Source organism: Psychrosphaera saromensis (genome assembly GCF_002954545.1).
Lineage (GTDB): Bacteria > Pseudomonadota > Gammaproteobacteria > Enterobacterales > Alteromonadaceae > Psychrosphaera > Psychrosphaera saromensis.
Genome location: NZ_MSCH01000003.1, coordinates 2,268,750 through 2,284,054 on the forward strand (window position 1 = coordinate 2,268,750; position 15,305 = coordinate 2,284,054).

Genomic DNA, 15,305 nt, shown 5'->3' on the forward strand with positions numbered 1-15,305 from the left:
GTATAGTAGAAAGTTTTCTATAGAATACGCACAAATTTATATCATTTTATTTTTGTTGGAACAATCTATGTCTGTCGTAACTCGTTTTGCTCCTAGCCCAACAGGCTATTTACATGTTGGTGGTGCTCGTACTGCTTTATATTCTTGGTTATATGCTAAACGCAATAACGGTAAATTCATTTTACGTATTGAAGATACCGACTTGGAGCGTTCAACTCCTGAAGCCGTTCAAGCTATTTTAGATGGCATGGAATGGTTAGGGATGAAAGGTGACGGAGAGATCTTTTACCAAACTAAACGTTTTGAGCTTTATAAAGAATTTGTTCAACAATTAGTTGATGAAGATAAAGCATACAGATGTTACTGCTCAAAAGAACGCTTAGATGCGTTACGCGCAGAGCAAGAAAGTAATGGCCAGCGTACTGAGTACGATGGTAAATGTAGCCATGGTGCACAAGCGCCATCTGCCGATGCACCTTATGTAGTACGTTTTAAAAATCCAAAAGAAGGTTCTGTTAAATGGACTGACGCTATTCGTGGCGACATGGAAATTTCAAACTCTGAAATGGATGACATGATCATTCTACGTACTGACGGTAGCCCAACGTATAACTTTTGTGTTGTTATCGATGATTGGCAAATGGGAATGACTCATGTTGTTCGTGGTGAAGATCATTTAATTAACACAGCTAAACAAATTAATATATTTGACGCTTTTGGTGCAACAGTCCCAACTTACGCGCATTGTTCAATGATTTTAGGTGATGATGGTAAGAAACTATCTAAACGTCATGGTGCTGTTGGTGTAATGCAATATCGTGATGATGGTTATTTACCACAAGCACTTATTAACTACTTAGTTCGTTTAGGCTGGTCTCATGGTGACCAAGAAATTTTCACACTAGATGAATTGTTTAATTTGTTCGATATTAAAGATATCAACAAATCAGCGTCTGCATTTAACACTGAAAAGCTAAATTGGATGAACCAGCAGTATATGAAAGATTTACCTGCTGAAGAAGTGGCAAGTCATCTGGTTTGGCATTTTGAAAATCAAGGCATCGATACTACAAATGGTCCTAAATTAGCGTCTATCGTTGAAATTCAGGCTGAAAGGGTTAAAACCCTAAAAGAAATGGCAGAGATCAGTACTTATTTCTACCAGGACTTTGAACAGTTGGACGAAAAAGCAGCGAAGAAACATTTACGTCCAGTTGCTAAAGATGCATTAGTTTTAGTTCAACAAAAGTTAGAAGCAATAACTGAGTGGACCGGTGACAATATTCAAGCTGCTATTAACTTAACAGCAGAAGAGCTTGATGTTGGAATGGGGAAGGTTGGTATGCCGTTAAGAGTTGCTGCAACAGGCAGTGGTAACTCACCTTCGTTAGATGTGACTTTGGTATTGTTAGATAAAAACAAAGTCATCAGCCGTATTAGCGTTGCATTAGAATATATTGCTGCTAGAGAAGCTGCACAATAAAGTAAGATTAAATGTTGAAATTTAAAAGCCAGCTAATCAGCTGGCTTTTTTATTAATTGACATGTTTATTAAGCAATAGAACTAATTTTTAACCTGTTTGTAAAAAAAATAGGCAGTCGGTTCAATAAAAGTAACTTTTATTGAAATAAGGGTTGACGCATTCATAGTGAATGCATAGAATGCGCCCCGCGTTTGAGGCAATATATTGTTTTTCAAATGTGTATTAAAACAGCGGGGCTATAGCTCAGCTGGGAGAGCGCAACACTGGCAGTGTTGAGGTCAGCGGTTCGATCCCGCTTAGCTCCACCAACGTTTTAATATTGATAAGTCCATAGTGCTCCCATCGTCTAGAGGCCTAGGACACTGCCCTTTCACGGCGGTAACAGGGGTTCGAATCCCCTTGGGAGTACCACTTATCAAGTTCAGATGTTTTCGAACCTCAGGGTTCGCTAATGCAAATCTGGCCTTGGTAATAATGAATTTATCGCTTAGTTTGATGTACCTAGTGCTCCCATCGTCTAGAGGCCTAGGACACTGCCCTTTCACGGCGGTAACAGGGGTTCGAATCCCCTTGGGAGTACCACTTCAAAGTTCAGATGTTAGAACCTTCGGGTTCGCTAATATAAATCTGGCCTTGGGAGTACCACTTCAAAGTTCAGTTGTTAGAACCGTAGGTTCGTTATTATAAAGCTGAATTTGTGAGTGATAAGTAGTTAAACAAAATTTGATTTACCTAGTGCTCCCATCGTCTAGAGGCCTAGGACACTGCCCTTTCACGGCGGTAACAGGGGTTCGAATCCCCTTGGGAGTACCACTTCAAGTTCAGATGTAGTAAATTTGATTTGAAAGTGACAATTTAGAGTGAAGTAAGCTCGGCCAAGTTCTGTAATTTGCCATACGTAAAGTAGGGCAGGTCACAACAAGACGCTCCCATCGTCTAGAGGCCTAGGACACTGCCCTTTCACGGCGGTAACAGGGGTTCGAATCCCCTTGGGAGTACCATATTTAAATTCAGGTTCTTAATCTGAATATGGCATAAAGAAACCAGCTAATAGCTGGTTTTTTTTCGTCTGGAGTTTAAGTTTTTATATAAGCAGCTTTCTCGGCGGTAACAGGGGTTCGCTCTTTCAAACACTGGCCTTGGGAGTACCACATTAAAAAACCAGCTAATAGCTGGTTTTTTTTCGTCTCGGTTTTATGATCAGGTATTCATTACTCTATGGTGTAATGGCTTCGGGCTAACGGGGGGGCGCTCTTTCAAACACTTCTTTTAACGTTAGCCCTTGGGCGTATCATATTTAAGTTCAGATATATCGAACCCTAGTGGTCACTCTTATAATCTGGCCTTGGAAGTGATATTGAAGAAACCAGCTAATAGCTGGTTTTTTTTCGTGTGGAGTTTAATCACTATTTATCAAATAGCTTATTAATTTCCTTACTAAATAAAAGGTTAAGTAGATATTAAGAGCCTTTCATCAAAAAAGTAGTTTAAACAGCTTGTTTCAACAATATATTTTGAGTATTAACCGAGTTAATTATTTGCTATAACCACAGTTAACTTAAGGACTTTAGTGAATAATTAGCCAATCTATGAATAAAATACCAAAACTTTTATTACTTGTTGTGAGCATTACTTATATGTTTCCAGCAATCAGCTTTGCAATGGAGAAAGTGATTGTTGTAACTGAATTATCTCCGCCATACCAAACAATGAAAGACAATGTTATTGGAGGTTCTGCTACAGAAAAGGTAAAGCAGTACTTAAATAGCAAGGGGATTGATTATGAAATTCAAATGTATCCCTGGGCTAGAGCATATAAATTAGCCACTACCAAAAAAAATATAATGATCTACGGTATAGCCAATACCCAAAAACGAGAAGAGCTATTTGATTGGTTAATTCCAGTATATGAGTTTAAACCGTATTTAGTTGGTTTGAGTGACAGAGCAGATTTAAAAATTACTAATTTAGAGCAAGCTAAGGCTTTTACAATTGCAGTTCAGCGTCACGATTTCAGCCACGATTATTTATTGTCTAAAGGCTTTGAAGAAAACAAAAATATTATTTTAACTAATTCAATTGTTGATTCTTGGCGGTTAGTTAAAAATAAGAAAGTAGATTTTATTATTGAAGACACTACATTTGAGCCAATAATTGATGGCAAAAAAATTAATAATAAAAATTATGAAAAATATTTATTTCTAACAGAATTAAATACAAAAACTTATTTAGCCGCTAGTAAATCTATTTCACCTAAAATCAAAGCCAAGTTAAAATAAATGTCCAATTTTCCTAATCTCGTTTCCGTCCATTGGCTAAAGGAACACTTACTTGATGATGACCTCATCTTGCTTGATGCGAGTATGAATAAATCTATCCATGGTAGTAATGCAAAACAATTAGTGAAAATACCCACAGCTAGAGCATTTGATTTTGAAACTGTGTTTGTTGATAAAGACAGTGCGTTATCAAACATGATGCCCAGTGAAGCTGTATTTAATTTAGAAGCAAAAAAGTTAGGGTTAAACAAAGATTCATTAATCGTAGTTTACGATCAAAAAGGCATATTCTCCTGTGCACGGGCTTGGTATATGTTTCATGTGATGGGGCATAACAAGGTATTGATATTAGATGGTGGCTTACCTGCATGGCTAGATGAAGGTTATGACACAGTCACAGATCATCAACCGTCGTTAATAACGGGGGATTTTCACGGAAAACTGCAGGCAAACGCTTTTTACAATTCCGACTTCATATTGGCCAATTTACAAAATTCAGCGTTAACCATTTTAGATGCAAGAGCAGAAGGTCGCTTTTCTGGTCAAGAGGATGAACCAAGAGAGGGAATGTCTTCTGGGCATATCCCCAATTCGATAAATATTCCCTTCGCTACTTTATTGGATGGTCAGAGATTTCGACCGAAAGCAGAATTACAGCAGATAATCGCAGGATTAACGTTAAGCAAAACCAGCCAACTTATTTTCAGTTGTGGTTCAGGCGTTACTGCGTGTGTTGTGCTGTTTGTTTTTCACAGCTTAGGTTATAGCAATTTAACTGTGTTTGATGGCTCGTGGAGTGAATGGGGAGCTAATAAGAAGTTTCCTATCGCGACCAGTGACCTTAATTAATCGGTCACTGGTTTTGTATTAAATGTCTAAGCTAAAATGAACTAGTTTAAATTGAATAACTAAGGCAATAACAAGCTTTCAATCACAGGTCGCATTATATCGCGAATAACCGGTTGAGCTTCTACGTTTGGATGTAGGTTATCTTTTTGCATATATTGCGGTTGTGTTGCAATCTCGTCCATAAAAAATGGGACTAAAGGAATGTTATACAACTGGGTTAGTTCAGAATAATTGTTTTCAAACAGACCTGTATACCTAGCTCCATAATTTGGAGGGATCCTAACTTGCATTAGCGCAACATTAATCTTTTTACTTTGTGCTAACTCAATCATCTGTAACAAATTTTGTTTAATGGTTTTTATCGGAAAGCCTCTTAAACCATCGTTGCCACCGAGTTCAATAATAATCCAATCCTTGTTGCTTAAACTATAACGTTCTAACACATTGTCTAGTCTAGCTAATCCACCACCTGTGGTTTCACCGCTTATGCTTTCGTTAATAATTTTAATATTAGTTTTTTCAGTTTTAAAGGTCTCGTTTAACAAGTTGGGCCAACTCTGTGGCAAGGTCATTCCATAACCTGCACTAATACTATCGCCATAAATGATGATCTTAGTTTCTTGCGCAAACGTACTTACACTGGTAAAAATAAAAAATGTAACAATTAAACGCTTTATAAAAGTTTTAAATCGAGTATTTTTGTAACTCGATGTGTAACTTAATGAATTTTTTGTTTTTATTGAGTCAAACCAATTATTATTAAAAACTGTATACATATACTTAGAGAGCCTACTTATGAATGAAAGTCGAAAATCCGCTTTAGTTGCAACCAAGGTGTCAAAACAAGTAACTTTACCATCGGCTTCATCAGCGTCTAGCGATGAAAAATACTTACGCATCTTAAACGATATAGAGTTAACTATTCAAGACGGTGAGTCAATTGCTATTGTCGGAGCTTCTGGTTCTGGTAAATCAACGTTACTGGGAATTTTAGCTGGGTTAGATCTTCCTAGTACTGGCGAAGTACATTTTTATGACAAAGCAATCCATACGTTAAGTGAAGAACAAAGAGCTCAAATTAGACGTACCGAAGTGGGTTTCATTTTCCAACAATTCTTATTAGTGCCAAGTTTAACGGCTCTTGAAAATGTAATGTTGCCAGCAGAATTATCTGACGATCCTGAACTCAGAAATAGCGCAAAACAAAAAGCTCAACAGTGGTTAGATAAAGTTGGTTTATCTCATCGACTTGAGCATTTCCCAAATCAATTATCCGGTGGTGAGCAACAACGAGTTGCTATCGCGCGTGCGTTTATTACCAGCCCTAAATTATTATTTGCAGATGAACCATCCGCTAACTTAGATACTGAAAACGGTAAGCTAGTCGAGGATCTTTTATTTGAATTAAATCAAAAGGCCAACACCACTTTAGTACTGGTTACTCACGATTTAGAACTAGCCGAAAGGTGCCAACGTAAGGTTTTACTAACCAATGGTCATTTAGTGGAAAAACCTGTGGTCACAAATGACGATCCTACGGATCAAAGATCCGAATCTAACACTGACAAGCCATTAGATATACAAGTTGCAGAGGCTATTACCAATGCATTCTAATTCACAGTTAGCAAATCAAATATCTAAGACAAAGTCCTCTGGGGCTTTCTTTACTTGGCTTAAAATAGCATGGCGGTTATTCATCAGAGAGCTAGGGCGTGGTGAATTAACCATTATCGCCTTGTCGATCATTTTGGCGGTGTCTTCGGTCATGGCATTAAGCAGTGTAACCGACAGAGTCGAACAAGGGATCATGAGTAAAAGTGCTGCATTTATTGCTGCAGACCGAGACTTACAAAGTGCTCATCCAATTGATCAACTTGTGATCGAAAAAGCGATCGACTTAGGACTTAATACCGACAAACATATCTACTTTTCATCCATGGCATTTGCTGGTGATGAAATGAATATTACGACAGTGAAAGCCGTAACAAAAACCTATCCATTACGAGGTGAGTTATTAATTTCGCAAGATCTTATCTCCAATAAAAGCACAGTAAAAAATGGACCATCACAAGGTGAAGCTTGGTTAAGTAAACGCTTGTTTTATGCACTGTCTTTGGATGACACTTTATTATCATCAGACACACCACCCGTTATTGAAGTTGGTGAGTTAGCATTAAAGGTAACCGGTATTATTGAATCTGAGCCCGATGCACCATTTCAAGTATTTGACTCTGGTACTCGGATCATCATGAATATCGACGATGTGCCAGCCACCAATGTCATTCAACCGGGCAGTCGAATATTTTACCGAGATCTTTTTGCAGGTTCAGACTCATCACTTGACGAGTTAGTAAAATGGCTTGAGCCTCAGTTAAAACCGAATCAAGAGATCAGAGATGTTAAAGATGGTTCAACGGCCATGTCCAGTGCGTTAACCCGTGCAGAGAGCTTTTTAATGCTAGCGGGCGTGTTAGGTTTATTATTAGCGGCTACGGCCGTAGCAGTTGCTACACGCCTTTACAGTCAAAGACATTTTGACTCAATTGCTATTTTTAAAACCTTAGGGGCAAGTATTCAACAAGTGCGTGTGGTGTATTTGTTTCAACTTGTGCTTATCACCATCTTTAGTGTGTTGGTTGGGATTATCATAGGGTCGTTAATCCAAAGCGTCGCTATTGGAGCTATGGCTGGGCAATTGCCAAGTGATTTACCACCTGTAGGGCTTAAGCCATTGTTAATTGCGATTGCGACTGGTTTTGTTTGTGCCTTAATGTTTTCTATTCCGTCTTTATTAAAGTTGTTTTCAGTTCCACCATTACGCGTACTTCGCCGTAATTTAGGTGATAACTTTGCTACTTCTATTATGGCAAAAATCATCATGGCGCTTACCACGGTATTATTGGTGTTGTTATATAGCCAAAACCTAAAACTAACTGGCATTGTGATGGCTGCGGGTGCTGTACTTGTGGTTGTGATCTTATTAGTTTCAAACGTGATGATAAGACTAAGCCGCAAAATAGGGACTAGTGTTGGTGGCAGTGCAATTAAAATTGCGTTGGCTTCATTAAAACGACGTGCCAGCGAAAATACCTCTCAGTTAATTGGTTTTACGCTTGCCATTATGTTGATCTTAATTTTGTATTCGTTGGAAAACTCCATAATCAAAGAGTGGCAGCAACAATTACCAGAAGGCACGCCAAATCATTTTATTATTAATATTGCCCAACACGAATTAGACCAAGTAAAGCAAGAGTTTGAGCAACAAGAAATTAGCTTAGAACAGTTTTATCCAATAATTCGAGGCCGTTTAACTAAAATAAATGAAGAAGTCTTGCTCCAAGATGACAAAAATGAATCTGCTGGCAAGTTTACCGAAGGTGAAGGGGAACAAAACCGTGAAGCTAAAGCAGAAACGGAAGAAGAAAAACCAGAAGGTAGAGTTGGAATCGGCAGAGAGCTTAATTTAACTTACACCGAATTGTTCCCTGAGAATAATGCCTTAATCGAAGGTGAGTGGATGGTTGAAGGTATTCCTCATCAAGTATCTGTAGAACAAAGAGTGGCAGAGCGTTTAGACATACAACTGCAAGACAAGCTGAGCTTTTTAATTGGAGCCAGAGAAGTCGAAGTGGTGGTAACAAGTATTCGCGATGTAAATTGGAATAGCTTCCAGCCTAACTTCTTTATGATCTTTAGTAATGATGTTGTAGCTGATTTCCCTGCTACTTACATCACATCTTTCTATATCCCGAAAGATCAAAAACTATGGGTGAATAAGTTAGTTAAACAATTCCCAACATTAAGTGTGATTGACGTTGAAGCTATGGTTCAAGAAATTCAGCAAGTGATAGAGCAAGTTTCTGTTTCAATCAGTTTTGTGCTTCTTGTTGTGGTATTAGCGGCGACCTTAGTTTTGCTTGCGCAAGTCCAAAGCTCGTTGGATGAACGTCGTAAAGAAACGGTAATTTACCGGACTTTAGGAGCTAAAGGTTCAATGATCCAAAACGCCATTACTTTTGAGTTTTTAAGTTTAGGCGCTATCGCTGGTCTTATTGCGGCCATCGTGGCAGAAGTAAGTTTGTACTTATTACAGTCACAAATGTTCAATATGGATTGGGTGCCACATCCGGAACTTTGGTTAATTGGGCCAGTATCAGGAGGCGTATTTGTTGCGCTTGTTGGCACAATTAGTACACGTTCATTATTAAAAATGACACCAAGTGAATTGATAAGACAGCTGAGCTAAATTGCCAGCTGAGTCAAATCGAAAACTAAGTCAAATTGGCGCGCAGCGGGGAATAAAAACGATTATGAAAAATAAAGTGTATTTATTACCCGGTACTATGTGTAACCAAAGGTTATGGCACAAGTTATTTACTTGTGCCAAAGCTGACTTTGCTTCCAAGCACAGTTCTGAAGAGCAAGCGCAACTTGAGTTTGTTCATATTCCTATTCCCGCTAATAAAAACTTTGAGCAATTAGCCAGTTGGTTAAATGAGTATTTCCAGGAAGATAAAGTTTATTTACTCGGTTTTTCTTTGGGAGGTTATCTCGCCTCATATTTTGCAGTGAATTATCCCAACAGAGTAAAAGGGCTGTTTATTGTCGGCAATAGTCCTTGTACGTTAACGCCTCAAGAAATGTCTCAACGCCAAGAACTGCTTAACTTTATTACCGCGAATAAGTATAAGGGCGTCAGTCATAAACGTGCGTTACAATTGTTAGATTCTAGTAATGAGGATCAAGAAGATGTGAAGACCATTAAAAAAATGGATTCTGAATTAGGTGTTGATGAGCTTATAAGTCAAATGACATTCACTACTGAGCGTGATGATCTTCTACAGGCAATGTCACTACTTAATATACCAATGACGTTTTACTACAGTGAAGATGATCCTTTAGTTAATGTCCCTTGGTTACTCGAATTAAAAAGCAATAACCCTAATTGCCATTTGGTCACCACAAATGGCAACGGACACATGCTGCCATTAGAAAAGCCAGAAGAGTTACAACTCCTCCTCAAAAAGACACTTTGTCATATTACTTAGTCATGAGAGCCTCAGATTTTTTATCTGAAAAAATAATGTATGCAACGGCTCCACCGTACATATCAAGCATAAGGTGAAGCAATATAGGCACAACAAGTGAGTCTGTGACAAGATATATTACGGCCATTATTGAACCTAAGATAGCGGTGCGAACAACGTGAGAAGCTCCTTGGTATATATGACCAAAACCAAAAATAATACTGGATATAATGATCACTACATACATTGGTAAATCATTACTTAATATATGCATTACATACCCTCTAAATAATATTTCTTCACAAACACCAGCTGTAATAGATAAGCCAAATATAAAGTATTTTGATTCTCTAGGTGTTACGGGTAAAAACCATCGAATAAACTCATATTGTTCTTTTAACTTAGAATGTTCGTCACTATTATTTTTTAATGATTTTAGTGACACTAAAAAATAACCCGCTAATAAAATCAGAGATAATAATGCTAAGCTGTTTGTTATATCCCATTGCCATTTAAGTCCTATCTCAATTAATGAAATGTCATCATAAACGACTAATATCCCTAAGATAATTACGGGGATCCACAAGTTCAGCATGGTTTTGAGATACACATTTACTTTAGACTCTTGTTGATTTAATACTCTTAATTTTTCAGCTTTATGTGTTAAAAAAATATATATCGGATACAAGATAAAGTAGGACAATAGAGCCACTTCTAAAATTATCATTTTTAGTCTCTTTCTTTTATTAGGATAAATTCATCATAAGTGAATAAATTAATAAAAAAATAGTATATAGTTTTAAAGATTATAAAAATTAAATTTACAGTGACGTTATGTTTAAAACTGAATCTCTTATTACGTTTGTATTGGTGGCTAAATTCAAAAGCTTTACTAAAGCAGCTAAAGAGCAGAAGCAAACAACAATGGCAATGAGTAAACAAATTTCACTATTAGAAGAACGTTTACAAGAGCCTTTGTTTATAAGGACAACTCGGATCATTAAATTGACAGAGTTTGGCGAAATCTTCTTATCACGCGCTCAAGAGATATTGGCGCAACATGAAGCGTTAGACACTTGGTTAGATTCCAGAAAGGGGAGCTTAAAGGGGACCATTAACGTTGTCGCTCAAGACGTGCAAACATACGACGAAACTATTTTCCCTTGGATTAGTGAATTCCAAAGTTTGTATCCAGATATTAAACTCGTATTTGAAGTGCATGAAAGCCAACTCGATATAAATATCAATAACCATGATATTTATTGGGGAATAGGGCATTACTTAGGAGATCAGCATCCTTCTTTAGTAAGACGTTCTTTATGGAAAGCTCAGTTAGGCATATTTGCCTCACCAATATATTTAAATAAATACGGTGTTCCTAAAGATCTCAATGATTTATCTGGCCATAAAATGATAGGGCATCCTCACTCAAACCCTAGTAATATGTTGGTGGTAAAGTCCGATCAAAATGAATTAGAAATGGACTGCGTAGAAGTGGATGCACCTATTTTAACGGTAAGTGGCCAGTCTAAATTTGCAGTGCAGGGGTTAGGTTTGATAAATGCCTTAGTCGATAATCACGATATAAAAAATTACCTTGCGACTAACCAATTAATCCCTGTTTTAGAACCGTTCTGGTTGTCATCAGCGGAGATATATATTTATTATCAACATGCCAAGATAGAACAAATAAAAATTAGATCATTTATCGACTTTTTCCTATCAAAAAGACAGTTTTGGTAACAGGTTTCATGTATGCGTCTGTATATTATTCTTGAACAGTTATTTTTAAACTAGCGGAACACAGGTATAATACGCGCAATTCAATTAGCTGTGATCTAACTTAAGATTATGGTTTTATTCCACATTACATGAGAGTTTTATGAAAATTATAAGAGTAATACTAGGCGCAATCATTTTATTTTTAGATTGGATCACAACGCCAAGAGGCATAAAACGTACTCCAGAATTACAAAAAGAAGTGGATAACAAAACGGCGAAATTAGCTTTATATCACTTTAAAGCGTGTCCTTTTTGCGTCAAGGTTCGTCGTGAAATGAAACGTAAATCATTAAATATAGTAACGTATGATGTAAAGCGTGATGAACAACGTCGTCAAGAGTTGTTAGAAGGCGGTGGTCGAGTAAAAGTACCATGTCTGCGTATTGAAGATGAAGCTGGTGGCGTTAAGTGGATGTACGAGTCATCCGACATTGTTGAGTACTTACAACAGTACAGCTAATTTCTGTTACAGGCTCGACTGTCATTAGCAGTAGTTATTAATATTGTTATCGGTTATCTCTCCTAATAGTGTGTTATTGGGAGAGTTAACATGTCATTTTTTACTTCCCCAATGTAATTCCTATAACCGCTATATATAACATTCAATCTCACGGCTACAAACCTCATCCATTAAAACCTAAAGCCGAGTCGCAAAGCGATTTAGATAGACTTTTTTTAACCGTTAAATAGGTTCATATATTTGCCTTTCACTATTGAGTAACAAGCATCTGTCATGACAGCTTAATACTTTAATCATTAATTGGTGTTTTTATAGTCTATAAAATCACATTTAATGTGAAGTTATTGTGTTCATCGTTATTTAAATCCCAAACTCTATAACTGTATTTCCATAAATTATTAATATTAAAGTAAAATTTATGAAACATAACTGTCACATTGTTGTTGTAACCTCCTGTTCCGATTAGTTAATAAATCACTCATTCAAAGTATAAAATTATATTTTGAGGAACTAAAACTCTGGCGTCGTAGTTGGGAACATCAAAAAACTATCCGTAACCACTATGTAGAGAATAGCCAAAATGGAATTCAAAGGTAACAATGTGAAGTCTTTTAAACACGCAAACACAACCGTTAAAACAAAACAGAAAGAATTAAGTTTAGCGATCAAACGTATTTTATTAGGAACCATGTTAACAACTACCGCTTTTAGTGCATTAGCTGTAGAAGATGAAAGTTCAAAGAAAGACATTGAAGTAATAGAAGTATCTGGCAGTTACGTAAAAAGCTTAGAAAAAGCGGTAGATATGAAACGCAGTAGCACTGGTTTCTCTGACTCTGTTGTCGCATCAGATATTGCCGACTTTCCTGAACAGAATTTAGCAGAAGCGTTACAGCGTATGCCAGGTGTAACCATTGAACGAAATAAAGGCCTAGGCACAAAAGTAAACGTCAGAAGTTTACCAAACGAATTTACTCATGTTTCTATTAATGGCGTGGCTACGGCATCTGGAAGCGGCGGTCGTGATGTAGAATTTGACATCTTCGCCTCTGAAATAATCCAAAGTGTTACCGTAAGTAAATCGCCAACGGCAGCAGATGAAGAGGGCGGTATTGCCGGCTCTGTATTAATCTCTACCGCTCGTCCATTTGATTACAAAGGACGCAAACTGATTGTATCGGCAGAAGGTGCACATAATTCTATTTCTGAAGAAATAGACCCTAAGTTTGCATTTTTAGCCAGCGACACCTTTGGTGATTGGGGTGCATTAGTATCTTACTCAAATTCAAAACGTACCAACCGTACTGACTCAAACTCTGGTATTAACTTCCGTCCATTATCTCGTTGGTTAGAAAAGTCAGGTTCTGATTCTAAACAGTTACAGTCAGACCAAGCGGCTGAAGTATTAGAACGTGATACAGGATTAACTATCAGCGACCGCTTTGACAGTGATGAAAACAGTCGTGTGGTATTTATCGATAAGATTGGTAATCGTGCTTATTTAAATGAACAAGAAAAATGGGGCGCTACCGCTTCTATTCAATATAAGCCAAGCGACTCATTAAGCTTAACGTTTGATGGCATGTTAGGTGGATATGACAGTACAGAAGATGAATACGATGCAGCTGCTTATTCAGCATCAAGTTCAAGTACGCTAGAAGAAATTCATGACTACGATGACACTACGTTAGCTGAGCATGACATTATGGTGTTAACTGATGTTTCTTATACCAATACTCAACATGAGTTTTTAAGTAAAGAAGTGGTTAATCAAACAGATTATAGCCAATACAGCTTAACGCTTGATTGGGATGTAATGGGTTGGGATGTTAATGGATTAATTGGTTATTCAGGCGCAGAGAAATTATCTGACTCTACTAACCTTAAACACACATCTTATGCACCTACACGTAGCCGTTATACTGAAGAAGGTGGCGAAGTCCTACTAAGTGAGAACGCCAACTCTATCGATATGTATAACTCACCAGAGTCTTATTTGTTTGATTTCTACGATGTTGATTTAGAAGAGATCACAGACGACAAATACGCTGCACAGTTAGACTTTAAAAAATCAATGGAGTTGATGCACTTTGAAGCGCTATCTAGCATCCAGTTTGGTGTTCGTTATACTGACAAATCTAAAGAACGTAACTTAGGTAACAACCAAGTTAAAGGCCCAAGTGCGGATGACGATTCATGGAAGGGCGTACGTACCTTACAAGACAGTGAGTTAACACCAGTTACAGATTTAGTACCAGGTGGTGCGTACTTACCTGATTTAGCTTACAGCCCACAGTGGTCTCAAATATCTAACGCTTATGCCAGAGAAACATTCCGCTACGACGGTTTCAGTGTTGAGTTTGAAGATGACCAATATTACCGTGTAGATGAAGAAGCATTAAGCTTTTACTTCATGGCTGATTTCTTATTTGATATTGGTTCATTGCCAACAACGTTAAATGCAGGCGTTCGTTCGGTTGATACGTCAGTGTTATCGTTTGGTTATCATCAAGTTCAAAATGCTGATGGTTCAACAGGTTACACAGATGCTCCAGTATCTAAAGAAGGTAACTACAGTGACGTATTACCTAGTGTAAATATGACGGTTGAATTAACGGACGATTTATTACTTCGTGCGGCAGCGTCTAAAACATTAATGCGTCCAGCGTTAGGTGATATTGCTTACAAACGTACAGTGAGTTTAAACGAATATAAATATCGTGATGGTAACCCAGACCTACAACCAACGTATTCTGACCAGTTTGAAATTGGCTTAGAGTGGTATATGGATGAAGGCGGTATTCTTGCTGCATCATACTTTGAAAAAGAAATTGAAGGTGTTGTACGTGAAACGCTAACAGGTATGGTTGACGATGTTACTAAGTATAACGACAACGGTTCTTTAGATGGTGTATATGACTTTGAGATATATCAAAAAGTTAACGCTGAAGGTTCGTATAAAGTGACTGGTATTGAGCTAATAGCACAATTACCATTAAGCTTGCTGTCTGATTCGTTAGAAGATTTTGGTATCAACTCTAACTACACTATGTTGGATAACTCGTTAACGGGTGACTCTGACTTAGGTATCCCAACCGCTCCTGTTGGTTTAGCTGAGAATACATTTAACATGACATTTTATTATGAAAAAGATGCATTTGATGCACGTATTTCATATAACTACAAAGATGAATATGTTGAATCTATAGAGCGTGATATGTATCCGGTTTATCGTGATGCTTACGGTCAAACAGACTTATCAATTGGTTACAAAATAACGGATGACATTAAAGTGAATCTGAAAGGTATTAACATAACAAACGAAGAAACAACGGGTTACACAATGGACCCAGCGTTTCCAACTATGTATGAACTTTCTGGACGCCGTATTAGCTTAGGTGTTCGCGCTAACTTTTAATCGTTA

At 37.4% G+C, this 15,305-nt stretch carries 11 protein-coding genes and 5 tRNA genes; 14 read left to right on the top strand and 2 right to left on the bottom strand.

From position 1 onward, the window contains the following. The first annotated feature begins 67 nt into the window (after window positions 1-67). The 8 genes from gltX (at window position 68) to BTO11_RS10260 (ending at window position 4,612) form a co-directional block, all read left to right on the top strand. Window positions 68-1,483 carry a glutamate--tRNA ligase gene (gene gltX / locus BTO11_RS10225; RefSeq protein WP_105052508.1) on the top strand — a complete coding sequence of 472 codons (1,416 nt, stop codon included), beginning with the start codon at window positions 68-70 and terminating at the stop codon, window positions 1,481-1,483. 233 nt (window positions 1,484-1,716) lie between these two features. Continuing rightward, window positions 1,717-1,792: transfer RNA gene (locus BTO11_RS10230), tRNA-Ala, on the top strand. Between the two features lie 27 nt (window positions 1,793-1,819). After that, window positions 1,820-1,895 (top strand) — tRNA-Glu (locus BTO11_RS10235). 95 nt (window positions 1,896-1,990) lie between these two features. Continuing rightward, a tRNA-Glu gene (locus tag BTO11_RS10240) sits at window positions 1,991-2,066 on the top strand. A 155-nt stretch (window positions 2,067-2,221) separates the two neighbouring features. After that, window positions 2,222-2,297, top strand: a tRNA-Glu gene (locus BTO11_RS10245). A 112-nt stretch (window positions 2,298-2,409) separates the two neighbouring features. Beyond that, window positions 2,410-2,485: transfer RNA gene (locus BTO11_RS10250), tRNA-Glu, on the top strand. A gap of 588 nt (window positions 2,486-3,073) precedes the next feature. Continuing rightward, a complete protein-coding gene (locus BTO11_RS10255; protein ID WP_105052509.1) occupies window positions 3,074-3,763 on the top strand; it encodes a substrate-binding periplasmic protein in 690 nt (229 codons plus the stop codon). Then, a complete protein-coding gene (locus tag BTO11_RS10260; protein ID WP_105052510.1) occupies window positions 3,764-4,612 on the top strand; it encodes a sulfurtransferase in 849 nt (282 codons plus the stop codon). A 59-nt stretch (window positions 4,613-4,671) separates the two neighbouring features. Here the strand turns inward: BTO11_RS10260 and BTO11_RS10265 are convergent, their stop codons facing one another. After that, complete coding sequence (locus tag BTO11_RS10265) at window positions 4,672-5,388, bottom strand: arylesterase (protein WP_105052511.1); 717 nt, start codon at window positions 5,386-5,388, stop codon at window positions 4,672-4,674. A gap of 19 nt (window positions 5,389-5,407) precedes the next feature. Between BTO11_RS10265 and BTO11_RS10270 the strand changes: the two genes are divergently transcribed. The 3 genes from BTO11_RS10270 to BTO11_RS10280 all read left to right on the top strand — a co-directional run bounded on the left by BTO11_RS10270 (window position 5,408) and on the right by BTO11_RS10280 (window position 9,660). Continuing rightward, complete coding sequence (locus tag BTO11_RS10270; protein ID WP_105052512.1) at window positions 5,408-6,226, top strand: ABC transporter ATP-binding protein; 819 nt, start codon at window positions 5,408-5,410, stop codon at window positions 6,224-6,226. Next, complete coding sequence (locus BTO11_RS10275; protein ID WP_105052513.1) at window positions 6,216-8,858, top strand: ABC transporter permease; 2,643 nt, start codon at window positions 6,216-6,218, stop codon at window positions 8,856-8,858. The genes BTO11_RS10270 and BTO11_RS10275 overlap by 11 nt, the downstream gene beginning before the upstream one ends. Window positions 8,859-8,922: 64 nt before the next feature. Beyond that, complete coding sequence (locus BTO11_RS10280; RefSeq protein WP_146105478.1) at window positions 8,923-9,660, top strand: alpha/beta fold hydrolase; 738 nt, start codon at window positions 8,923-8,925, stop codon at window positions 9,658-9,660. Here the strand turns inward: BTO11_RS10280 and BTO11_RS10285 are convergent. Beyond that, the gene (locus BTO11_RS10285) at window positions 9,653-10,366 is read right to left on the bottom strand and encodes a CPBP family intramembrane glutamic endopeptidase (protein WP_105052515.1); all 714 of its coding nucleotides are present in this window, start codon (window positions 10,364-10,366) and stop codon (window positions 9,653-9,655) included. The two genes, BTO11_RS10280 and BTO11_RS10285, sit on opposite strands and share 8 nt — an antisense overlap. A gap of 107 nt (window positions 10,367-10,473) precedes the next feature. Here BTO11_RS10285 and BTO11_RS10290 point away from each other — a divergent pair, with 107 nt between their 5' ends. The 3 genes from BTO11_RS10290 (at window position 10,474) to BTO11_RS10300 (ending at window position 15,299) form a co-directional block, all read left to right on the top strand. Beyond that, the gene (locus BTO11_RS10290) at window positions 10,474-11,382 is read left to right on the top strand and encodes a LysR family transcriptional regulator (protein ID WP_105052516.1); all 909 of its coding nucleotides are present in this window, start codon (window positions 10,474-10,476) and stop codon (window positions 11,380-11,382) included. Between the two features lie 139 nt (window positions 11,383-11,521). Then, on the top strand, window positions 11,522-11,881 hold the full coding sequence (locus BTO11_RS10295) for a glutaredoxin domain-containing protein (protein ID WP_105052517.1): 360 nt from the start codon (window positions 11,522-11,524) through the stop codon (window positions 11,879-11,881). A gap of 601 nt (window positions 11,882-12,482) precedes the next feature. Then, the gene (locus BTO11_RS10300) at window positions 12,483-15,299 is read left to right on the top strand and encodes a TonB-dependent receptor (RefSeq protein ID WP_219846464.1); all 2,817 of its coding nucleotides are present in this window, start codon (window positions 12,483-12,485) and stop codon (window positions 15,297-15,299) included. The last annotated feature ends 6 nt before the right edge of the window (window positions 15,300-15,305 follow it).